Origin of the sequence: Cohnella sp., assembly GCF_041640265.1 — a bacterium.
In the GTDB taxonomy this organism is placed as follows: Bacteria; Bacillota; Bacilli; order Paenibacillales; family Paenibacillaceae; genus Cohnella.
Genome location: NZ_JBEQAP010000019.1, coordinates 1 through 21948 on the forward strand (window position 1 = coordinate 1; position 21948 = coordinate 21948).

A 21948-nucleotide genomic window follows, 5' to 3' on the forward strand; every position below is an offset into this window, starting at 1 on the left:
GAGATTTGCCGCCGACTTCCTTCAGATTCCACCTCACGGAGGACACCCTTGTCTTAAGCTAATGACTACTACTGCCTTCGCCATTCGGGACTTGCACCCTATAGATAACGCCCATGCTGGGCGACACCAAAAAAGGCATACCGCCGTAAGCGATACGCCTTAACGGATGGTGAGATCATCCGTTCTCGCAAGCAGGGTTTACAACGGCTGATCCGCCGTCATAAACTCCGTAAGCGATAAAAAAGGCGCACGATTACGTTGCCGTAACCATGCGCCGTCTTACTACAAATCTAGGAGAATCTTCCATTCTCTAGAGTCGCAATAATTCATTCGCGAGAGGGTTACGTCCATGTCGATTAAATGCTCCGCCTACTGGCGGTAATGCAATATGATGATATCCGTTACGCATGTTCGTAACCCTCCTTTCCGTTTCCCAAAGTTATATTTGCAACTTTAACATCGTCCCCTAATAACTGTCAACGGGGAATGTGAAATATTTAGCAATTTTTTATTTCTTTATTTGCTCCAGCGGCTCGTGAAACCCATAGAACGTTTTTTCCCTTTTGACCGGTGCCGTCCATTTCACTGCATTAGAGATGACTCGCTGAATCTCTTTGTTGTGATAGGTAGGATAATTCTCATGCCCCGGACGGAAATAGAAAATCCGCCCCTGCCCGCGCCTGTAGGTGCAGCCGCTCCGGAACACCTCTCCCCCCTCAAACCAGCTGATGAAGATTAATTCGTCGGGTACGGGAATATCGAAGTGCTCACCGTACATTTCCTCTTCCGGCAAGTCGATATAAGGCCCGATTCCCTCTACAATCGGATGCGAAGGATCGGCAACCCACAGTCTCTCCTTCTCGTCCGCTTCTCTCCATAAGAGGTCGCAGGACGTGCCCATCAGCTTCTGGAATAGTTTGGAGTGATGTCCTGAATGCAGAACGATAAGGCCCATTCCTTCGTGTATTCGCTTATATATACGATCGACAATCGCATCGTTAAATTCTTTATGAGCGGCATGCCCCCAATAAATCAGCACATCGGTATCGTTCAACACTTCTTGCGTTAATCCATGCTCGGGCTCATTGAAGGTTGCTGTATGAATCGCAAAGCCCTCCTGCCGTATGCCGTCTGCAATAGCTCCATGAATTCCGTCCGGATAAACTTTGGCTACATCCTCCCTGCTCTTCTCCCGCAGGTACTCGTTCCATATCGTTACTTTAATCATAAGTTATCTCCCCCCATTCTTCTTGTTACTCCATCCTCAGCAGAGTCTATAATCATTTGCATGACCTGCTGATTCCGATAACCATCCATAAATGTCGGGAGCAAGGAGGAACCGCGATGATCCAAGTAATTAACAAAATCCTGGAGTAACGGTGTCATGGCCTCGCCGTCCAGGTGAATCGTTTTTTCAATCAGCGCCATATTGTCGCCTTCTCTTACCGTTAAATAAACTTCATTCGGCGTTTCCACCGAAATTCTGGCCGTTCCCCGATCGCCGTACAGCGTAATGTTGAATTGATTACGGGTACCGATTGCATTCTTATGCGTGTAGAACGTTCCCATAACGCCTCCTTCAAGCACACATTGGAATCCTGCAAAATCATCCACATCCACCTCTACAGGTTGACTGGTCTTAGGATCTATCCGCTGGTCGACGAAGGTGCTCATCATCCCGGTCACTTGCTTGAACTCCCCTACGAAAAAACGGGCAGCATCGACCATGTGAGAACCGATATCCGCCAGTACGCCTGATCCTGCCATTGCTTTGCTAAACCGCCAGGTGTACTCTTTCTCAAATAGGGGAGCATTCTCTTCTTGTAAATAGTGAGCATGGATATGTCGAATCTGCCCAAGAACGCCCTGCTCTACGAGCTGCTTTACGTATTGAAAGCAAGGCCTGTAGCGATAGGAGAAACCGATCATGCAGGGAATCGGTTTGTGCTGATATAGATCCAATAATTGCTGCGCTTCCTCCATCGTTCGAGTGAAGGGTTTCTCAGACATGATCGGTTTACCAGATTCAATGGCAGCCATTAAGATGTCATAATGATATCGATTGGAAACGCCGGAGACAACGAAATCAACTTCGGAGTCAGCTAGAATATCTTTATAGCGGGTATATCTTTTGGCTGCGGACAAATTTAACCGATTGCCCACTTGTTCGACAGCTTGCGCATTCACATCACATATAGCCGTTACCTTTGCGTTCGCCATTTTCGACAAATTGTTCATATGATATTCACCGATATCGCCTAGGCCGATAATGCCCACATTCCATTCTCTTCCGCTCATGTAGCCCTCCTAGTATAATTATGAGTTTACAATCGTCGAACATGAGTCTCTTTCTATTATTCTGCTGTTTATGATCATATTTTCCGGATATTCACCGTCTATGACACCCAGCTTGTTCATAAGCAGTTTAACGGATTGAGCCCCGAGCTCCGAGGGCTGCAAATCCATGCCCGTCAATGAAGGCGTTGCCTGATTCATCATAGAGAGATCGCCGCAAATGACAAATAACGAGAGATCCTTCGGCACGCTCAAACCCAAATCCTTGATGGCATTCATCACACTAAATGCGGTGCGATCATCGTCTGCGATAATTGCCGTTACTTGTTCCCCTAACCCGCTTAGCACATGGACTGTCTCATCATACCCATAGTTCATGTATTTGCTTGAGGTTATGGCTGGTTTATAGTGAATCATATATTCTTTCAGGTCGATCTGATGATTCGACAATGCCTCGATGAAGGCCGCTTTTCTCTCGATAGCAACAGTCATTAGCTCATTGGCATTTAGAAACATAATGTTGCGATGACCCTTGTCTATCAGATAGCCGCATATATCATGGATAATTTGATTATTATCATTGTTGACGGTTGAAGCATCTTTGACATTCGCATTAAAGATTTTGCCGACCGTAACGAATGGGATTTGGTTCAGGTGCAGCAGATCGATCCGCTCATCCTCTTGTGTTGGACCAAGTACAATCGCTCCGTCAATCGGATAACTAGCCAATGAAGGAGTTTTCACCTCCTGTGCAGGAATCATGTCGAGTAACACCCTATACCCGTAACAGGAAGCTTCCAGAATAACCCCGTTGATGAACTGAGTATGGAAAACGTTGAAAAAGAAGTTGCCATGCGGGATCGTGAGCCCAATGGCCATTGTTTTTTTGGTCACCAGGCTTCTTGCGATATGATTCGGAACATAATTTAATTGTCTGGAAACAGTCAGGACTTTGTCTGTCACTTTCTTGCTGGTAGGTCTTTTTTGGCTGAAAACATTAGATACGGTTCCTTTCGATACACCCGCAAGGCGTGCAACATCGTCGATTTTGGCCATTTGGTTATGTTACACCCTCTCGATTTTTAAGAAGCTGATCGTTCAGCCGCTCCGCCAATTCCAACAGTTCGAGCGGTTCCCCAATCGTATAATCAGGTTGCTCGCTGCTGTCTGATGACGTCTTTGGATATCTGGAGGTCCAGTTCAAGTGCACGCTGGTTATGCCAAGCTGATTCGCTCCTTTAATATCGCGAGACAGGTTGTTGCCGACCATTATAATTCGGGAACAGTCCTGTTCGGTAAGATCCATCGCTCCAATCGCTGCCTTGAACATACGTCGGCTCGGCTTGTCGGCTTTAATTTGCTCAGAATAGATAAGCGTTTCAAAATAATCGTATAACCCATTAAGAGTTAATAAATTCTTAAAGGATTGCGCGGATCCATCGGCGACGATCGCCAATCTGTAACCCCGCTCGGCAAGAGTCTTGACCATCAGGTCAGCGCCGGAGATTACATTACCCTGAATAACCGTACCTTCTTCATCGCGTATTTCCGTTCCTTCATCGATGATCGTGTCTCCGCAGTCCAGGAAAATAATCAGCTTCTTGGATTCGCTATTATGCAATAATTCCCGGTTCATTCTTTGCACCCCTCAGGTTTAGTTGTTCCGCATAATGACATGCCGCATAATGATTTTCTTCTACTTGGCGCAGCTGAGGTGCCTCTTGCAAACATTTGTCGGTCTTGTATGAACACCTTGGGTGGAAATGGCATCCGCTTGGGGGATTGGCGGGATTAGGAACCTCACCATCCAATATAATTCTATCTTTCTTCTGATCCGGATCAGGCTGGGGCACCGCTGACATGAGCGCTTCCGTATAAGGGTGTTTAGGCTGACTAAACAAAGAATCCACGGCTGCCAATTCCACAATTCTGCCTAGATGCATGACCGCAACCCGATCAGAAATGTTCTGGACGATCGATAAGTCGTGCGAAATGAAAATATACGTAATTTGAAATTGCTCCTGCAGGTCCTTTAAGAGATTAATAATCTGGGCTTGAATGGAGACGTCCAAAGCCGATACCGCTTCATCGCACACGATCAGCCTCGGCTGGGTAATAAGCGCCCGCGCGATGGCGATCCGCTGTCTTTGCCCGCCGGAGAAAGCATGAGGGTAACGTTTAAGGTAACTGACATTTAAGCCCGTTTTTTCTGCGATTGCAGCTACCTTTTCTTCCACCTCCGATTTCTTCAGCTTGAAATTGGCGATTAGCGGCTCGGAAATGATGTCGTATACGCTCATTCGCGGACTAAGCGAAGAATAAGGATCCTGAAAGATCATTTGAATATCTTTTCTTAATCTCTTGGATTCTTTGCCCTTCAGCTTTAAGAAATCAACTCTCTCTCCGCCTTCGGTATGATAGATAACCTCGCCGGATGAGGCATTCATCCCTCTCACGATACACCGCCCCAGTGTCGTTTTGCCGCAGCCCGATTCTCCGACAATGCTTAAGGTTTCACCTTCAAGGAGCTCAAATGAAATATCGCTTAACACCTGTACGGAAGAAGGCTTTGCGAACAAAGCCTTCTGAGACTTTACTTTGAAATCCTTATTCAAATTAATGATATCCAGTATAGGTTTGGACATGGCTATGCTCCTTCATGCTGATCCGAATACAGAAAACACCTGACCATATGTTTGTCGGATAACCGGGTTTTTGGTACGGCCTGCACATTGCATACGCCTTCAATCCGATCCTTGCAGCGATCGTAAAACCCGCACATAGGAGGCATATTGATGGGAATCGGCACGGAGCCTTCAATGGAGTCCAAGCGCTTGCTCTTATTACCGCCTAATCTGGGCATCGACTTGAGCAAACCCTTTGTATACGGGTGTTTAGGATGATGGAAAATTTCCTTTACAGGCGCTTGCTCAATTATTTTGCCAAGATACATGACTGCCACTTCATCGCACATTTCCGCTATGATGCCAAGGTCATGAGTGACCAGCAGAATGGCCATGCCGAACTCTTCCTGGAGCGCCTTCATTAACTCAAGCACTTGGGCCTGAATCGTCACGTCCAGCGCTGTCGTTGGCTCATCGGCGATTAATAATTCCGGATTGCAGGATAAGGCCATCGAGATCATCGCCCGCTGTCGCATGCCTCCGGAGAATTCATGGGGATATTGGTCGAATCGTTTCTCCTGATCCGATATTCCTACTTTTGCCAGCATCTCAAGTGTTATCTTCTTGGCCTCTTTCTTGTTTTTGGTGCGGTGGATCAAGATCGCTTCCATGATTTGATTTCCGATTGTATACATCGGCGAGAAGGCGGTCATGGGCTCCTGAAAGATCATGGCGATTTTACGGCCGCGTATGGAGCGAATATGCTTGCCATTCGTATCTAAGGATAACAGATTCAAGTGATTTAACGACTCTTCGGTAGAAGATTGATACATGATGGTACCTGTCGTTTCACACTCTTTCGGATTAATGCTGATAATGGCTCTGCTAGTCAGGCTTTTCCCACAGCCGGACTCGCCCACAAGCCCCAATGTTTTTCCTTTGTGAATCTCAAAGTCTACCCCATCCACCGCGTTCATTTCTCCATTATCCATCTGAATACGAATCTTAAGGTCTTGAACGGAGAGAAGGGGCTGCTGAGCTTGGGCTTCTTGTGCTGGTTGAGCCGCTTGAGCTGTCATAATATCCCCTCGCTATGGCCTCAATTTGTTGGACTATTTCTTGTAAGGATCCGCGGCATCGCGCAAGCCGTCGCCCAGAAAGTTAAAGGTTAATACGGTTATGATAACAACGCCAAGCGGGATGAGCTTCCATGGATACAAGGCGACATTCTCGATCTGTTGGGCTTCCTGAAGCAGAACGCCCCAGCTGGTAGCCGGAGAACGAATCCCTAAGCCAAGAAAGCTCATCGCCGTCTCACCGAGAATCATTCCCGGAATGGCCAAGGTCGTTGCCACTACCAAGTAGCTGATAAAACCGGGAATCAAATGCTTTAAGATAATCTTCCCGTCGCTTACGCCGGCGATCTTCGCTGCAACAACGTAATCTTCATTTTTTAACGAGATAAACTTGCCCCTCACTACCCTCGCCAAACCCGTCCACTCGATAAAAGCGAATATAATAACAATGTAGAGATACATCGTGACTACGGGTATTCGCGGCGGAATAGCTGCGGACAATGCCATCCATAAGGGAAGCGTCGGGAATGATCGAATAATTTCAATAATCCGTTGAATCACGGAATCGGGCCAGCCTCCGAAATATCCGGATATACCGCCGATAATCAATCCCAGTATAAAGCTGATTCCAACTCCAACCAGCGGGATACTGAGTGAAATCTGACTGCCAAGAAGAATTCGGGAGAATAAATCTCTTCCCAATCCATCCGTACCGAGCAAAAATATTCTTCCAGGCTGCTCTACACCGAATAAGTGAGTAGTGGTAGGAATGATTCCAAGAAATTTATAGCTTTCTCCTTTAGCGAATAGCTGCAACGAGTAACGCTTCTCTGTGTTCGGTTCGAAAATTTTACGCATCGTCTCCGGATCCCTTGTGGACTTTAATTCATAGACGAATGGTCTGATATGGAATTTCCCATCCGCGTCTACGAATCGCAAGGTCATCGGAGGTGCATTCACATACTTGCTGTCATAGCTCTGAAGGCCATAAGGAGCTAGAAACTGTGCGAAGATAGCGGCAGCATAGAGAATCCCCAATACAATCAAGCTGATCCGCGCTAGCTTATGCTTCTTGAATCTCAGATACATTAGCCGCCATTGCGAGCTGTACTGCACATCTTTATCAATAGCAGGCTTGGTCACCATAGCTTTCTGCCTTTTAAATACAGGTATCGTTCTCATAGGCTAATTACCTCTAAACTCTGTACGGATTTTTGGATCGAGCCAGGCAAGTAAAATATCGGAAACCAACGTACCCAACACCGTTAACAGAGCCATGAATAAGAGCCAGGTACCTGCTAGATACATGTCTTGTCCTAATAAAGCGTTATACATGACAGGTCCTTGAATAGGCAAGTTCAACACAATCGCGGTAATGGTCGAGCCTGTGAAGATGGAAGTCAAAGACCAACCAAAGGTGCTGACGATCGGATTTAGTGCTGCACGGGTTGGATACTTCAAGAGTATTCGGCCTTCTGACAAGCCTTTGGATCTCGCCGTGATCACATTGGGCTTATTCAGCTCATCCAGCATTTGTCCTCTCATGACTCGAATTAGATCCGCAGTACCGGCTAATCCAATGACAATAACGGGAATAACCATGTGTTTAGCCAAGTCGATCATTTTATCTACCGACCATGCAGCATTCACGTACTCGCTTGAAAATAAGCCTAGCAAAGGATCACCGAACCAAGTGTAGGAAAGGAACATCAGGATAATAGCGAGCAAGAAGTTAGGTGTAGCCATACCCAGAAAGCTTAGCCCAGAGAAGAAATAGTCCCCTGCGGAATATTGTTTGACGGCACAATAGATACCGACTGGAATCGCCACTAAGTATTGGAAAGCCATTGTCACCAGGGAGACGATCAACGTCAAACCCATGTATTGCTTAATGACGGCCGTAACAGGTTTGTTGTAATTAAAGGAAAAGCCAAAATCGCCATGCAATACTATATCCTTCATCCAAATAAAATACTGCTCGAAAACCGGTCGATCCAAGCCTAAATCTGCTCTCATCGCTGCCATGTCTTCTTGTGTCATCACTTCGCCTGCCACTGACATTTCAGCTGCATAATTGGATACATAATCACCGGGCGGAAGCTGAATGATGTAGAAGACGATAACAGATATGAAGATCACGACAGGTATAACCAATAGGATTCTTCTCAATGTGTATTGGAGCATCTCTTATCTTATCCTCTCCTTGACCATTCGGAGATACGAATGCCTGCTAGTCGTTCGGATGTACCGATAATAGGAAAGCTAATGTTCCCTATTATCGATCCATCAAAGATGCCGTTGTTATTGCTTAATGAAAAATTGCGCAGGATGAGCTGCTCCCAGCGAGCGGAATTCGTCGGCCCATATCCCGTCCTCGGGGATGTTAACGATTTTATTAGAGGCTGCGATTAAGGTCGGTGTCGAGCCTGCGTAGCCGATAACCCATTGGTTTTTCATATGAAGCTTAATGATTTCATTGCTAAACTGCGTAATTTCTTCCGCTGTTTTGGCTGCTTTCACCTTATCCCAATATTCCAGAATCATAGCGATATCGCCTTCAGGCTTAACTCCTTCTTTGCCTCCTGTCGAGACATATAAGCCATATGAACCGGACCACGGGGTAAGGACACGGAGCGGTATAAGTGCATCAGGCCGGAATGCAACATTCACAACGGAAATGTTCTCCGTGGTCGCCGGGACTTGATTGGAATACTTTAACTCCTGATGAGTCGCCTGATCCACGACCTTCAGATTGGTTTTGATACCCAAATCCTCATAATACTTCTTGAGCAGCTCCAGGAACTTCGCTGTGTCTTCGGATGATTCGATCACATTGATAGTGATGTCGGAGCCGTCCGGGAATAGTCGGAAATTATTCTTATCCCGTTTTGTTAATCCGATTTCATCCAATAGCGCATTCGCGCGCTCCGGATCATATTTCGCCCATTGGTCTGCCCAGCCCTCCTGATAACCTACGAGCCCTTCTGGAACAGCTGCTTGTGCGGGATCAGCGATTCCGTTAGTAACAATTTCAGCGATTTCTATGCGATCCACTCCAACGGAAAGCGCTTCTCTAAATCGAATGTCTTGGAACAGCTTGCGCAGGTTCGGATCTTGTATGGTTTGATTGAGTTGAATTCCCGCGCTTGACCATGTGGGTTGATCCCACGGAATCACTCGGAAATCGCCCTTCTTCTCATTTTCCTTAAGAACCGTAAAGTCCTGAGCTCCGAACGTGGAAAGGTTAAAGTCTCCTGCCAAGGTGCCCAGTACTCTCTGACTTGGATCTTGAATTTTTGTCGAGACAATCCGGTCTATATAAGGCAGCTGATTTCCTTCCGAGTCTGTTTTCCAATAATAAGGATTACGCTCCATGATGAACTGGTCACTGTCTGGATCGTTCTTAGCAACCCAAGCTCGTAGTGTCGGGATCTGCGGATAGATCCAATAATAGTAACCCGTTTCCTTAAGGAATGCTGTCGTATCCTCGAAGCCCCACTCCTTGGCAATAGCAAGCGCTTTATCCTCGCCAACAAATTCAGGTAGAATCGTTCTATGGAAATGAGCTGGGGCAAAGAACCACTTATTGTCAATGGCCACCCGCTCGAGGAATTGCACGCTTGGATATTTATGAACGACCTTAAAGGTCAAATTATCCACCTTCGTGATTTCAGCCAGCGCCTTTTCTCCTGTCACGGGATCCACCGAGTAATACGCATCATATATTTTTTTGCCGAAGGTTTCTTTCGACAGCATGTGCTCCCAATAGAAGAGAACATCGTCCGCTGTAAACGGCGCACCATCCGACCATTTCATACCTGCCCTCAGGCGGATAATGAACTCCGTGGAATCGGCATTCACTTCGTAGCTTTTGGCTACATTCGGTTCAACCTTGCTTCCGTCCTTGTTGAATCGGAAGAGCGCTTCTTCCGTTGGCTGCCCAACAGCCCATTTGTCTCCCGGTCCCGTCCACGCCATTTTCCAATCCCCGCCGAATTGTCCGATCTCTTCCACAACCGGCTCAACCATGATGTCCGCCTGTGCGGGCATACGATCTGCCAAAGCAGGCAGCGAACCCGCGGTTACAAGCTTAGCCAGCATCGGAGCTTCTTTGGAGGCCGTTTCTGTGATGGCGACTGGAGTTTCCTTGACCACTGTCGTTTCTTTGGGTTTTTCAACAACACTGGGTTCCGCCGAATTATTTGTACAACCGGCTGCAATGATAGTAAAAATGACTAATAGAACAAAAAGGAACTTCTGCTTTTTCAAGTTAACCCCTCCATTAATGTACTTGTTCATTCCAATACCGTTCATCATGTACTGCAAACCCGCAGACTCACCTCCCAAAATATTAAACCGGTTTAATAATTAGTTTAGCTTGGGTTTGTTTTCTCTGGATGAAGGGGATTGCCCGAGTTTGTTAAACCGGTTTAATATTTTAATAAGCAGAAACGGATAAACAATAATGTATACTTGAGTCATTGAAAATTATTTGTAAGCGCTTTATTAACCTATATACTAAACGAGACTTTATCAGAAATCAACCATAATCAGGAAAGAAAATTCGAAATATTTATTGCTTGTCCATTCCCTCTTTATTCACTCTAAATTAGGGTAAATAACAGATACCAGGTTTTGTGAAGGAAGAGGTGGCTAAAATGATCGTGGCGCAATGCGAAGAGCCGGATTTAAGGAAGGCGTTGTTTCAGTTTATTTTCCCCTTCTCCTTAGAGCAGGACTGCCAAGAAAAGCTGTGGGACAGTCTTCTTCAAGATGATTACATTCCTTTTCGGTTGGATGATTTAGAGCTGGAGAATAAATTTTACGGACCCGGCTGCCGCGTGTCCCACAGAGATATGGAAAGGTACTTTTTGCCGTTTACAAACCATGTCTTGTTTCCTGACAACCAGAATCCAGAAGGGTTGCGCAGACTCAGCAAGCCGTTTAAGGTCGAAGCCAGTCTCCTTAGCCGGCAGCTGCGATTTCCGTTTACGGTGTATTCCGTCGACATCTTTCTTTGTCCGTTCGATACGGGGTTTCTAACCTTGCGCGTAGAATTAAAGGACGATGAGGAAATACCTTTCAGCCAAGCTATCGAGTTCGCCGATCGGATGCGACACCTTCAGGATACGAACAAGCTGGACTTGAAAACCTATGTAGAACATGAAGGAAAAGATTATGCGGAGGTTGAGGATTTCGTATTTCAAGTGCTCACTCCTCATTTGCTGCCATATCTAGATCGTTCCCCGATGGAGAGCACGCATTTCGAGAAGCTGCCTTTTCTCATGGATGAGAGAATGTTTGTCATCGGCTTCTGTGCTTTTCCGGAGGACTTCGATATCACGATTATCCACCGCTATCGTGCTGCCCGGCTTGATGGCTTGGACCTGAACGGGAAAACGCGAATTGGCGCAAGCCATATCCCCTACATGGAAGAGTACTGTCAGCGCTATGAGTATGACCGTTGGGCACCGAATACCTATTACCTGACCGATGATACCTGCTTCATGTGCCTTACACGCGAGAAGCCTGAGACTTCAACGCGGCTTGCTAATCAAATGTACGGCGAATACTATTACGGACTTATGCTGAATTTATTTCAAAGGATCGTTCTGTTGAAGCTGTCGATTTCTTATTCGCAAGTACAATTGAAGCGCAAGCAGGAGCACACGGAGGATTTAATTCGCGATATTACTCGTTTCTCGGCCAAATATTATTTTGTCGAAATCGTCTCGCAGACGCAAGGACGCGAGATCTTCCACCAGCTTCGCGATGTTTACGGCAATGAAGAACTGTTCGTCGACGTCAAGCAAACGCTGAACGACCTGTACATGTATCAAGAAAATCGCACCTCCAAGCAATCTAGCTATCTCTTGACTATTCTCACTATATATACCGTCATTAGTGGAATATTCGGAATGAATCAAGTTATAGAAGATTTGAAGGGCGACTTCGATTGGTCTATCATACACAGCTATTCAAGCTTCCAGTGGGTCGCGCTTATCGTCACCTTTAGCGGCTTAACCGTAGCTCTTCTACTCGTCATCGGTGTCTTATGGCATTGGGGTCGAGATTTCCTGCGCAGGCAGCGACGCGAGTAAGGTGATTATCACCAGCAAGTAAAACGGCTTCGCTGTCATTTGACTCAAACCACCAATATTTTTGCTGAATTACCGCACCACTCGCAGTGTTCAGGCGGTTGCCATGCCGAGAACTCCGTCGTCTGCAAGTTGACGAGATCCGGTGCTTCTTCATATTCATCAACAAATTTATCGATTGCTAGCTCAACATGCTCAAGGCATACACAGTACATAATGATATTCCCTTCTAACGCTCTTCTTCTGCTTCTTCTTTTTCGATCAACTCGACATCTGTCGTCTTCTTTTTACCATCCCGATAATAGGTTACCCTCAACGATTCCCCGATTTTTTTGGAGCCATACAAATATTTACGAAGCTCCAACGTACTTCCGATTGCCTTCCCGTCAAGCGCAACGATAATATCGTTAAACTGCAGTCCCGCATCCAAAGAGGGTCCCACCGATTCGAGTACGATAATGCCTTCTTTAACCTCTTTGGGAATGACCGGCAAGGGTGATTCATCAACCTCTTCCCCGGAACTCTCTTCTTTGTCTCCATTATCTTGTTGCGGACTATCGAGATAAAGCCCCAAGTCTATTGAATATACACCCATATAAGGCCTCGTAACCTTGCCATCTTTCAATAAGTCATTAAGAATAGGTATGGCATCATCAATCGGGATGGCGAAGCCAATTCCCTCAACGCCCATATCCGCTACCTTCATGCTGTTAATGCCAACAAGCTTTCCGTTTAGGTCAACTAAAGCCCCGCCGCTGTTGCCTTGGTTAATTGCAGCATCGGTCTGGATGACTTCCTGTTCCCAATCATAGATTCCGTCCTGGCTAAGCGATACAGGAATAATTCGTTTCGTAGAGGATACGATGCCTTGGGTCAGTGAATCTCCGAAGCCGAGCGGATTACCGATGGCGATAACCATCTCCCCGACACGAAGCTTATTCGAATTGCCAATTTCTGCAACTGTGTCGACTCCTTTGTCATCTACCTGCAGAACGGCTAAATCTGTGACGATATCTATTCCAATAATGTTCGCTTCTTTCTTATCCCCGTTTACCAGAACGGCTTGAACCTTCACGGCATCCTGGAGAACATGCGCATTCGTAATAATATAAGCTTTACCGTCTTTTTTCTGGAAAATAACACCCGACCCCAAGCTTGCATTATAAGGTATTTCCTCTTCACCGTAGCTTTCGGCATCAGCCTGTTCATCTAACGCGTCTTCCGTCAGGTTAATGATGCTGACAACCGCAGGCCGAACCTTCTCAGAAGCCGAGATGATGCGCTCTGAAGTATCCACAAGCGCCTGTCCTCCGGTCAAGGCAGGTTTGGCTTCCGATTTAGACTCACTGCCATTGCCTGAGGCAACAAATAAAGCCGCTACGAGCATCGAACTGACAACGGAAGATATAATAGCAACTCGGAACATCGATCCCTGCTGGCGGAACCCTTTTCCCGATCCATAATCGGAACCTTTCCTATTGCGGGAGCGCCTGGATACCCGAGTAGAGTAGAAATCATCATCGAACAAGCTCATGGTCAAACACCATCCTTCTTATAGGGGAATACCGGTTCCCTCACCGCTGCGGGAATTTCTCTTAATAGTTGTTTCTACTTATTCGCCATTTATACTTGCAGATCTCAAAAATAATAGGAATGTTTATAAACGTTTTGACTAGAATAGTAATAGAATAAGAGAATAAGAGAACTCAAGCAAGTGCTTTCCCCACATAAATCGGATGTAAAGAAAGGAAGGATGCCCAAGTGAAATCAACTGCGCATGGATGGCAATACATTGAACTGGCTTCTCAGGTGTCGGATCTGAAGCATGACCATTACCGGCAACTCCTTGCCCTGAGCACTCTCATTGAATTGCTAGTTGATAAAGGCCTGCTGACCCCAGAGGAAATTCAAGAGAAAGCCGTGCAAATGGAAGCCGAGCTAGATAGACAACTTCTGTTATAAAATTCTCATTTTCCACATCTGCGTACTCTCTAAGCTTTAACAATATCCCATAATGTAGGCCTATCAGCATAAGTATCACACAATACGAATTCATCCCGTTGAAAAAAAATTCCGTTATCTTCTAATACTGTATTCACCGTTAGTTTGGCTAAATCCATCTGATTATGCTCTTGGCTCAAATGCGCCAAATAAACTCTGCGCAAGCTGCCCGACAACAAGGAGCTGAGTGCTTCCCCAGCCGCTTCGTTGGATAAATGGCCGGTATCTCCCAAGATACGCCGCTTAATGTTCCACGGGTATCGGCCCATCCTTAACATGTTAACGTCATGGTTGGACTCGAGCACCATTACGTCTGAATTCTGCAGCTGACGCATGACCTTCTCGCTCACATACCCCAAGTCCGTTGCTAGACTTAGCTTGGCTCCATCCGAGCAGAAGCAATAACCGACCGGCTCGACTGCATCATGCGAGATCGCATACGATTCCACGCGCAGGTCAGCGATTTCCATCACGCTGTCCGTCGGCATAATTTTCCGCTGTGCCTCTGGTATTTCTCCGATTGTTCGGAACATTGCCGTCCAGGTTTTCTCGTTGGCATACACAGGTAAACTATATTTACGAGCGAAAGCTCCAAGCCCTTTAATATGATCGGAATGCTCATGTGTAACGAATAAAGCATCTAAATCGTGGCCGGAAATCTCTCTCTCTTTCATTAACTCTTCTATCTTTTTGCCGCTTAAGCCGGCATCAATAAGTACAGTTGCTGTATCCGTGGTCACGACGGTTGCATTACCGGTTGATCCACTAGACAGAACAGTAAACGCAAGTCCCATAGCTGTTCCTCGTTCCTCTCCCAGACAATCCTACTGAATCCGCTTCTCTAGTATATACTTATGGATTCACAAGCGCATCGCCTTTCTCAGTCGTCACTTCGGCGCTGATCGCATTCACGTAATACACTTCTTCGCCATTTTCCAGCAAAACCCTCCACGTTGGTGTTGTAACCTGATCATCGACATCGTCGAAAATTTCCCCATGATATCCTAAGCGAATCTCCTTAATGACAGAGCCTGCCGGCAAATTCCTCTCGATCACCTTGGCTAACGCTTTGGCTGCCGGCAAAACTTGCTGTTCCTTGGCATCTCCAGAAGGCTTGATCACAATTAAGTCTTGCAAATATGCTCTGATCTTCTGCTCGCTATGGAATAGCTCCAGTTGGATATCGAACATCGGCCATTTGCCCTCCATCCTGTTAAAGACGAAGACACCATCGCGGCTGCCAAGCTGGTCCAATGTGTAGCTGCTAAGCTCCGGCACTATTCCTCCGAGCGCTTCGGTAAGCTCCTCTTCGAAATAAACGATTTGCGTCTCAGGCGATGGAGATAGCGCTATGCGATTATTAATTCCTTCTCCGGTACGTTCCTTGAAGGTATACGTCAATTCTCTCAGAAACGGCGTTTCCGTCGGGATCTTGGCATTATCATCTACTTGAATGTTCTTGTCACGCATGACCTGCTGGGTTTCGGGAGGAAGTGACGTCCACTCCACCGCAGTGTTTAAGCGTTCCCGATATTCCATCCATAGCTGGGAGCCTAGAAGCACATTCAGCATGAGAAAAGAAAAAATCAGAACGCTTTTAGCTCGTCTCCAGTCCATCCCGCACCCCCTTCCGACTCAATCTTCCATTTATTAACCGTTACTTTGTCGATGCCGGAATGGAATCAGCCACAATAATAACCTCTCCGGTCAATAGTCTAGCTGCCCATACAGGGCTCATAACTACTGTTTCCTTCCCTAGGCTCGGTCGATAAGCAGGGAAGAGAGCTTCAATGTTACGTCCGCCTAAATCTAAATTGCCAATCACATCTCGGAGCTGGTCGCCGCCGGGCAGCTGCCTTGTACTTTTGTTCTTCATTTCATTGCTTAACACAAGCAGCGAGCGATTGTAAGAGGAGACAAAACCTTGCTGTAAAGTCAGCTGCATATAGCCGAAGTTCATTGAGCTTCCAGAGACGATCGGCACTTCTCGGTAGTATTGTTGGAAACGGATGATACTCTCGGATTCCGATTCAATTTCCTTAACCAGCTGATACTTCTCATTCCAGCCCCCGTGCTGGTTAACAAAGCTTGTTGCGGCCATTACATTGTCGATGATATCGTTCTCGCCGTTCGTAGGCGCCACAGGATCGGTATAGGTCATCCAGATGCCGTCTTGCTCAACCTTCAGCCCTCTTTTGCCATCGGTATAAAACTGAGGGCCGTCCTGACGGTCTTGAATCGTCCTCGTCGTCGTCGGGTCAAAGAATAGGTTGTCCTGCATTTGCTCCGTCGTGTAACGACTGAACGGGACCTCCATCCTCAATAGACGGGAAATCGGTTTGTCGGGGATATATACATTGCCGTCCTCGGAAGAGTAAGGATCCCAATATTGACCGAAACCGACGTAACCTTCGACATCCCCGATGGTGATGTCCGCACGCTCCGATTCGTAGACGTTACTGCCGTCCGCGCTGAAGAAGAAAGTACGTACTTCATCGCTGCTTTTGCTGGAGTAAATCCAGATTCGATCGATCGAATCCCGCCAGAATAAGAAGTCATCATCGATTTTGAACACTCGTTGCAGCAATTCGAACGGGATGTCACGTCCGAATCTTAGCTCGACTCCTTTATTCTCCCGCCTAATCTGGTCCCAATCAACCGTGTTGACAAGATCCCGCTTCATTCCCTTGAATTCGCGGCCTTGCAGCTTCGTTAGAATCAAATCGTAATAAGGCAGGGTGCTCGGATAAAATACCGTATGCTTGTCATCGCCTAGATGAAGCACGAGCTGTTCCGGGAAAATGAGATTTTCGACATTCTCTTCCGTTCCGAGCGGCTCCGTCTTCACATAATCAAGCTCGGTCTTCACCTTCGCCTCCATGTAAGGCATGCTATAGGCGAGAAAATAACTTTGTACGAGACTAATCACCACGAGCAGGAAAAGCAGAACCGATTTTCCTTTCTCGATCATGCGGTTTCACTTCCTTCCGACATAATCGGCAGCAGCACCGTAACCACGGTGCCCACGTTAGCTTCGGACTCTAATGTAATAGAGCCTCCGTGAGCCCGAACAATTTCCCGGGCAATGGACAGGCCTAAGCCTGTACCGCCCATATTACGGGATCTGGCCTTGTCCACCCTGTAGAATCGTTCGAAAATACGGTTCAAGTCCTTCTTCGGAATACCGATTCCGGTGTCTTTAATGGCGATGGCCAGCTGCCTCGCTTCATTAGGCTTGGCAGAGATATCAATGGAGCCTCCGTCTAACGTATATTTGATCGCGTTGGATACGAGATTGTCTAATACTTGGTCAATTCCATCCCGATCGAGCCAAGCCGTCTTCTGCTTGTTGTCGACCTTTACCGACACCGTAATGGCCTTCTGCCGCAGCTGGAAGGAGAACCGGTCTACGACTTCCTCCAGCATCTCTGTCAGATCCGTCTTCTGTCGGCGCAGCTGATTCCGATGGGAATCAAACCGCGACAGATGGAGAAGGTCGGTAACCAGGCGAATCATCCGTTCCGTCTCGCTGCGGATAACTCCTACGAAACGATCGGCAAGCGGCGGCTCATCAAGCGCGCCATCATCGAGCGCTTCGGCATAGCTCTTAATTGTGGTAAGCGGAGTTCTAAGCTCATGAGATACATTCGCCACGAACTCCCGGCGGGATTGCTCCAGCTTCTCCATTTCCGTTACGTCTTGAAGCACCGCTATTGCCCCTGCGACACCTTTGTCCCGGCGACGGATAGGGGTGAGAGTGACGCGGAAAAATAATTCTTCTTCCTGCTCTTCTAAATCCCGGTTCAGCAGCAGCGAAGACTCTTTCCCTTGCAGGGTCTCGGCTATCGGTTCCTTCTCAATATCCAAAGCTTCGGACAGCGTCATGCCGTCCTTCAGCTCTGCGAAACCAAGCATCTCTCTGGCTCTGCGGTTAGTGATGATGACTCGACCCAACTCATCGGTAGCCAAAACACCATCGCTCATGTTAGCCAGAATCGACGAGAGCTTTTCCTTCTCTTCTTCATTGATCGACAGCGCATCACTCAAACGATCGGTCATATCGTTGAAAGCCACGCTTAGCTGGCCGATCTCATCCTTGCCGAACACGGGCACCCGCTCGTTAAACCGTCCTTCAGCTACTGCCGTCGCCTGCCTTGTGAGCGTCTTGATCGGGGAGGTAATTGTGCCTGCAAGCAAGACTCCCAGGATAGCCGTTAACCCGAGAGCAATTAGAGTCGCCGAGACGAAGATCCGGTTAATCCCTTCCATCGTCTGGTAGAGCTCTTTCATAGAAGCGACAATATATATCGCGCCTACGGTTTTACCGTTACTGATCACCGGCTTGGCAATAACCTTGTTCCGTGTGTTGTCTTCATCGATGATTTCTTCCTCGTTGTCCCGCACACCTTGCAGTGCACGGCTTACCAGCAAGGATGTGTTCTTACGTCCGATATACGACTGTTGGGAAGGGTTGGACGTTGCCAATACCTTGCCGCCCGCATCGAGCACTTGAATTTCCGCACGGCTAATCGCGGAGAAATTATCTACCAGTGCGCTTAAGTTCGCATCAGTTCCAGGTTGGGCACTCTCGTCCTTATTGTCGGAGGAGAGGTTCGGCCTGGACAAATAGGTGGTCAGCAGGTTAGCTTGCGTATTGAGGTTGTTCGTGAAGGAGGTGATCAGCGAGTTCTTCATCGTACTGATGAAATACACCCCAATCAATTGTACAGCGATCAGGATCAGCAGCAGTACCATGAGAATTAGCTTAATCTGAATGCTGCGGAACATGCGAACGCCTCTCATCCGTATTGACCGCCTGTCATCTTCGGATTACGCACCAAATAACCGAGTCCCCGTCTTGTCATAATGATCTCGGGGCGGCTAGGATCATCCTCGAGCTTCTCCCGAAGCCGGCGAATCGTTACATCCACTGTCCGAACGTCGCCGAAATATTCGAAACCCCATACCGCCTGCAGGAGATGTTCGCGCGTCATGACTTTTCCGCTGTTCCGTGCCAGGTAATGAACCAATTCGAATTCCCTATGCGTGAGATCTAGGGGGTGATTGTTCTTGTAGACTACATACATATCCGTATCTATAAATAAATTAAAGAGCTTTAAGCCTTGCCGCTCGACTTCAGCCTGTGCATCCTCGTCGCGTGACGCCTCTACTTTACGCTGACGACGAAGGTGTGCCTTCACCCTTGCCAGCAGCTCGCGCGTACCGAAGGGCTTGGTCACATAATCATCCGCACCCAGCTCCAAACCCAGCACCTTATCGATCTCATTGTCTTTGGCCGTCAGCATAATGATAGGGGTGGACAAACGTGTCCGAACCTCGCGACAGACATCCATCCCGTCTTTAATCGGCAGCATGAGGTCAAGCAGGATGAGATCAGGCACTTCTTCGAAAGCAAGCCGAACGGCTTCCTCTCCATCGAAGGCGCAGACGACCTCGTAGCCTTCTTTTTCAAGATTAAACTTTAGAATATCCGCAATCGGTCGTTCATCGTCCACGACCAGAATTTTACCCAACATGACGTCACCGCCTTCCGCTTCTCGGAAGCTATTCTATTGTTATCTTACCATAATGCAGGCCATACCCCAATGGCGTTTCGAGGTAGTTTAGAGACTGCTTTCGCGCAGAATAACAAAAAAGGCTTTCTCGGGTCTGAATTAGATCGCCGAGGAAGCCTTCCATTGATTACAAGTAGCTTGTAGGATTCTTAAGCTTGCCGTTCAAATGGATCTCAAAATGAAGATGAGTGCCTGTTGAGCGGCCGGTACTGCCCATGATTCCGATGACGTCGCCCTTTTCGACAATTTGCCCTTTTTTAACTTTTAAGCTTTTCATATGGCCATATGTGGTTTTGAATCCATTATTATGGTTAATAATAATTGCATTCCCTAATCCGCCTGACTTGTAGCCGGCGAATTCAATGACGCCTTCATCCGCGGCTAATATGCTGCTCTTACCGATCATATCGATACCGTTATGTTGACGTCCCCACCGGGCGCCCATATAACTTGTAATGCGGGCACCTAGGACTGGCCACGAGAACTTGCCTGAGCCTTCGCCGCGTATAACCTTCGTTCCTTTGAGGATCACGGTTGGCACTGCGGCTTTCAGCAGCTTCTGAGCGATAATTTCTTCTTCAACAATAGAACCATTCCGCTTAATAAAGCGGTATGTAACCTGCTGCTGTCCCTCTTTACCTTCGCTCAGCACCTTCTGCTGGCCGAGCTTCATCGAATCACTCTTCTTGTACTCGATCGGAGGCTCGATTGCCTCGACCTCCGTTACTTGCTCTATCGAATTAACATTCAGTATTGGCGGCTTGGATTCAGATAAATCCAACACGTCGCCGATTTGGAGTTTATCGTTCTTTATCCAGCTATTGTTCTTATAGATAAGTTCTTCGGAAATACTCAGCTTAGAAGCAATACAACCGATACAGTCGCCTTCCTTCACCGTGTACGTCCGTGGAATCGGTTCTCCCTCTGTAAGCTTCAAGTATAGCTCATCGGGGTCTGATAGTTGGTCGGGTTCAATATCCGATACAACTGTAGATACCTTCTCTTCGAAGCTGACCGAGGTTACCATTCGCTCAGGCTCAGAAGCCGTCTTAGCTGTCGCAGCCGTTTGAGCCTTCAAAGACAAGGATTGAACCTCTCTGCCTGATTTCTTAGGGATGCCAGCCGGAACGTATTTGTTCTTCACACGCTCCAATAGGAGCTTTGCAGCCTTCTCATCTCTAACGATACCGACTTCCTTGCCATCAATAACCAGCTTTACACCGATTGGATGAGTTTGGAGCATGTTAGATAGGCGAGTTAGCGTTGCCTCATCGTCGGTTTTCTTTTTGTAAGCCCTTACAGGCTCGTAGGTGACCTTACTTTCATTGAGCGCATAGCGTATGGGGGTATCTTCCTTTTCCAGCTGAGACGCTTTAGCTGCTAATAACTGCTGTACTTTCTGTTCACTGCTGATTTCTCCAACCGGCTTACCATCAAGGAGAACATTATAATACTCTACGCTGTGCGCTTGCACATATTTGTAACCACCGAATCCTATTGCGGCCAATGCGGCGATCCCACATGTAGTCACGATCAACGGTCGGCTATATTTGCTGAGGAAATTGCTAGGGTTAGGCTGCGTTGAATTTGTAATAATGGTCATACCTTTCAATTGCGTGAATCGAACTTGCCGGAGGATTTGACGCGCTTGCGCCATAACTTTCCGGATCCGATCCATTCCCCTGAAATCGGTCATGAGTTTCTCCTTTTCAAAAACGATGAAATTTGGTTTTCTCTGGCTAAAATCTTGACTTTTACTTTATCATAGCCCTAATAATATGAGCAACTTCTCATTTAGATTTTACATTTTGTGGAATTTGTGTAAGCTTGCATCAAAGCTCTCGTTTATGGTGCTGTAGTTTGCATTATGCGGACTGCATATTTAGTTGCGGAGGTTTGTGGCGCTGTAGTTTGCATTATGCAAACTGCATGGTTAGTTACGGAGGTTTGTGGCGCTGTAGTTTGCATTATGCGAACGGCATGGTTGGATACGAGAGTTTTTAGCGCTGTAGTTTGCGTTATGCAAACTGCATGTTTAGTTGCGGAGGTTTGTGGCGCTGTAGTTTGCATTATGCGAACTGCATGGCTGGATACGAGAGTTTTTGGCGCTGTAGTTTGCATAATGCGAGCTGCATGGCTGGATACGAGGGTTTTTAGCGCTGTAGTTTGCATTATGCGGACTGCATGGCTGGATACGAGGGTTTTTAGCGCTGTAGTTTGCATTATGCGGACTGTATGTTTAGTTACGGAGGTTTGTGGCGCTGTAGTTTGCATTATG

At 47.1% G+C, this 21948-nt stretch carries 19 protein-coding genes; 2 read left to right on the forward strand and 17 right to left on the reverse strand.

All coding sequences use genetic code 11. From position 1 onward, the window contains the following. Positions 1-508: 508 nt before the first annotated feature. From ACESLK_RS14860 to ACESLK_RS14900, 9 genes are all read right to left on the reverse strand, one after another. Positions 509-1228 carry a ThuA domain-containing protein gene (locus ACESLK_RS14860; protein ID WP_373230315.1) on the reverse strand — a complete coding sequence of 240 codons (720 nt, stop codon included), beginning with the start codon at positions 1226-1228 and terminating at the stop codon, positions 509-511. After that, on the reverse strand, positions 1225-2298 hold the full coding sequence (locus ACESLK_RS14865) for a Gfo/Idh/MocA family protein (RefSeq protein WP_373230316.1): 1074 nt from the start codon (positions 2296-2298) through the stop codon (positions 1225-1227). The genes ACESLK_RS14860 and ACESLK_RS14865 overlap by 4 nt, the downstream gene beginning before the upstream one ends. Positions 2299-2316: 18 nt before the next feature. Beyond that, positions 2317-3351, reverse strand: coding sequence for a LacI family DNA-binding transcriptional regulator (locus ACESLK_RS14870; protein ID WP_373230317.1), 1035 nt, complete (start codon positions 3349-3351; stop codon positions 2317-2319). Between the two features lie 4 nt (positions 3352-3355). Then, positions 3356-3931 (reverse strand): HAD family hydrolase, encoded by a 576-nt coding sequence (locus tag ACESLK_RS14875; RefSeq protein WP_373230318.1) that lies wholly within the window; start codon positions 3929-3931, stop codon positions 3356-3358. After that, the gene (locus ACESLK_RS14880) at positions 3909-4940 is read right to left on the reverse strand and encodes an ABC transporter ATP-binding protein (protein ID WP_373230319.1); all 1032 of its coding nucleotides are present in this window, start codon (positions 4938-4940) and stop codon (positions 3909-3911) included. Before ACESLK_RS14880 ends, ACESLK_RS14875 begins: the two co-directional genes overlap by 23 nt. Positions 4941-4942: 2 nt before the next feature. Continuing rightward, a complete protein-coding gene (locus tag ACESLK_RS14885; RefSeq protein ID WP_373230321.1) occupies positions 4943-5998 on the reverse strand; it encodes an ABC transporter ATP-binding protein in 1056 nt (351 codons plus the stop codon). 33 nt (positions 5999-6031) lie between these two features. Beyond that, on the reverse strand, positions 6032-7177 hold the full coding sequence (locus ACESLK_RS14890) for an ABC transporter permease (protein ID WP_373230322.1): 1146 nt from the start codon (positions 7175-7177) through the stop codon (positions 6032-6034). Between the two features lie 3 nt (positions 7178-7180). Continuing rightward, the gene (locus tag ACESLK_RS14895) at positions 7181-8179 is read right to left on the reverse strand and encodes an ABC transporter permease (RefSeq protein ID WP_373230323.1); all 999 of its coding nucleotides are present in this window, start codon (positions 8177-8179) and stop codon (positions 7181-7183) included. A gap of 117 nt (positions 8180-8296) precedes the next feature. Next, complete coding sequence (locus ACESLK_RS14900; protein WP_373230324.1) at positions 8297-10264, reverse strand: ABC transporter substrate-binding protein; 1968 nt, start codon at positions 10262-10264, stop codon at positions 8297-8299. A gap of 389 nt (positions 10265-10653) precedes the next feature. Between ACESLK_RS14900 and ACESLK_RS14905 the strand changes: the two genes are divergently transcribed. After that, a complete protein-coding gene (locus tag ACESLK_RS14905; RefSeq protein ID WP_373230326.1) occupies positions 10654-12096 on the forward strand; it encodes a hypothetical protein in 1443 nt (480 codons plus the stop codon). A gap of 44 nt (positions 12097-12140) precedes the next feature. Here the strand turns inward: ACESLK_RS14905 and ACESLK_RS14910 are convergent, their stop codons facing one another. Both ACESLK_RS14910 and ACESLK_RS14915 read right to left on the reverse strand, forming a co-directional pair. Beyond that, positions 12141-12308, reverse strand: coding sequence for a CxxH/CxxC protein (locus ACESLK_RS14910; RefSeq protein WP_373230327.1), 168 nt, complete (start codon positions 12306-12308; stop codon positions 12141-12143). A gap of 14 nt (positions 12309-12322) precedes the next feature. Further along, positions 12323-13627: a S1C family serine protease gene (locus ACESLK_RS14915; protein WP_373230328.1), complete on the reverse strand. Its 1305-nt coding sequence runs from the start codon at positions 13625-13627 to the stop codon at positions 12323-12325. 227 nt (positions 13628-13854) lie between these two features. On the opposite strand from ACESLK_RS14915, the gene ACESLK_RS14920 reads away from it, so the two are divergent. Beyond that, positions 13855-14055, forward strand: coding sequence for a hypothetical protein (locus ACESLK_RS14920; RefSeq protein ID WP_373230329.1), 201 nt, complete (start codon positions 13855-13857; stop codon positions 14053-14055). A 29-nt stretch (positions 14056-14084) separates the two neighbouring features. On the opposite strand, the gene ACESLK_RS14925 is transcribed toward ACESLK_RS14920, so the two are convergent. The 6 genes from ACESLK_RS14925 to ACESLK_RS14950 form a co-directional block, all read right to left on the reverse strand. Next, the gene (locus tag ACESLK_RS14925) at positions 14085-14888 is read right to left on the reverse strand and encodes an MBL fold metallo-hydrolase (RefSeq protein WP_373230330.1); all 804 of its coding nucleotides are present in this window, start codon (positions 14886-14888) and stop codon (positions 14085-14087) included. Between the two features lie 58 nt (positions 14889-14946). Next, positions 14947-15711 carry a two-component system regulatory protein YycI gene (yycI, locus tag ACESLK_RS14930; RefSeq protein WP_373230331.1) on the reverse strand — a complete coding sequence of 255 codons (765 nt, stop codon included), beginning with the start codon at positions 15709-15711 and terminating at the stop codon, positions 14947-14949. A gap of 40 nt (positions 15712-15751) precedes the next feature. Beyond that, positions 15752-17065 (reverse strand): YycH family regulatory protein, encoded by a 1314-nt coding sequence (locus tag ACESLK_RS14935; protein WP_373230332.1) that lies wholly within the window; start codon positions 17063-17065, stop codon positions 15752-15754. After that, complete coding sequence (gene walK / locus ACESLK_RS14940; protein WP_373230333.1) at positions 17062-18897, reverse strand: cell wall metabolism sensor histidine kinase WalK; 1836 nt, start codon at positions 18895-18897, stop codon at positions 17062-17064. Before walK ends, ACESLK_RS14935 begins: the two co-directional genes overlap by 4 nt. After that, positions 18894-19631: a response regulator YycF gene (yycF, locus tag ACESLK_RS14945; protein ID WP_373230334.1), complete on the reverse strand. Its 738-nt coding sequence runs from the start codon at positions 19629-19631 to the stop codon at positions 18894-18896. Before yycF ends, walK begins: the two co-directional genes overlap by 4 nt. A gap of 166 nt (positions 19632-19797) precedes the next feature. After that, positions 19798-21366 (reverse strand): LysM peptidoglycan-binding domain-containing M23 family metallopeptidase, encoded by a 1569-nt coding sequence (locus ACESLK_RS14950; protein WP_373230335.1) that lies wholly within the window; start codon positions 21364-21366, stop codon positions 19798-19800. Between the last annotated feature and the right edge of the window lie 582 nt (positions 21367-21948).

Coding starts and splice junctions, on each gene's coding strand:
- walK (WP_373230333.1), bottom strand. CDS start 18,897: ATGAGAGGCGTTCGCATGTTCCGCAGCATTCAGATTAAGCTAATTCTC.
- yycF (WP_373230334.1), bottom strand. CDS start 19,631: ATGTTGGGTAAAATTCTGGTCGTGGACGATGAACGACCGATTGCGGAT.
- ACESLK_RS14905 (WP_373230326.1), top strand. CDS start 10,654: ATGATCGTGGCGCAATGCGAAGAGCCGGATTTAAGGAAGGCGTTGTTT.
- yycI (WP_373230331.1), bottom strand. CDS start 15,711: ATGGACTGGAGACGAGCTAAAAGCGTTCTGATTTTTTCTTTTCTCATG.
- ACESLK_RS14890 (WP_373230322.1), bottom strand. CDS start 7,177: ATGAGAACGATACCTGTATTTAAAAGGCAGAAAGCTATGGTGACCAAG.
- ACESLK_RS14865 (WP_373230316.1), bottom strand. CDS start 2,298: ATGAGCGGAAGAGAATGGAATGTGGGCATTATCGGCCTAGGCGATATC.
- ACESLK_RS14860 (WP_373230315.1), bottom strand. CDS start 1,228: ATGATTAAAGTAACGATATGGAACGAGTACCTGCGGGAGAAGAGCAGG.
- ACESLK_RS14950 (WP_373230335.1), bottom strand. CDS start 21,366: ATGACCGATTTCAGGGGAATGGATCGGATCCGGAAAGTTATGGCGCAA.
- ACESLK_RS14910 (WP_373230327.1), bottom strand. CDS start 12,308: ATGTACTGTGTATGCCTTGAGCATGTTGAGCTAGCAATCGATAAATTT.
- ACESLK_RS14925 (WP_373230330.1), bottom strand. CDS start 14,888: ATGGGACTTGCGTTTACTGTTCTGTCTAGTGGATCAACCGGTAATGCA.
- ACESLK_RS14895 (WP_373230323.1), bottom strand. CDS start 8,179: ATGCTCCAATACACATTGAGAAGAATCCTATTGGTTATACCTGTCGTG.
- ACESLK_RS14880 (WP_373230319.1), bottom strand. CDS start 4,940: ATGTCCAAACCTATACTGGATATCATTAATTTGAATAAGGATTTCAAA.
- ACESLK_RS14870 (WP_373230317.1), bottom strand. CDS start 3,351: ATGGCCAAAATCGACGATGTTGCACGCCTTGCGGGTGTATCGAAAGGA.
- ACESLK_RS14885 (WP_373230321.1), bottom strand. CDS start 5,998: ATGACAGCTCAAGCGGCTCAACCAGCACAAGAAGCCCAAGCTCAGCAG.
- ACESLK_RS14935 (WP_373230332.1), bottom strand. CDS start 17,065: ATGATCGAGAAAGGAAAATCGGTTCTGCTTTTCCTGCTCGTGGTGATT.
- ACESLK_RS14915 (WP_373230328.1), bottom strand. CDS start 13,627: ATGAGCTTGTTCGATGATGATTTCTACTCTACTCGGGTATCCAGGCGC.
- ACESLK_RS14875 (WP_373230318.1), bottom strand. CDS start 3,931: ATGAACCGGGAATTATTGCATAATAGCGAATCCAAGAAGCTGATTATT.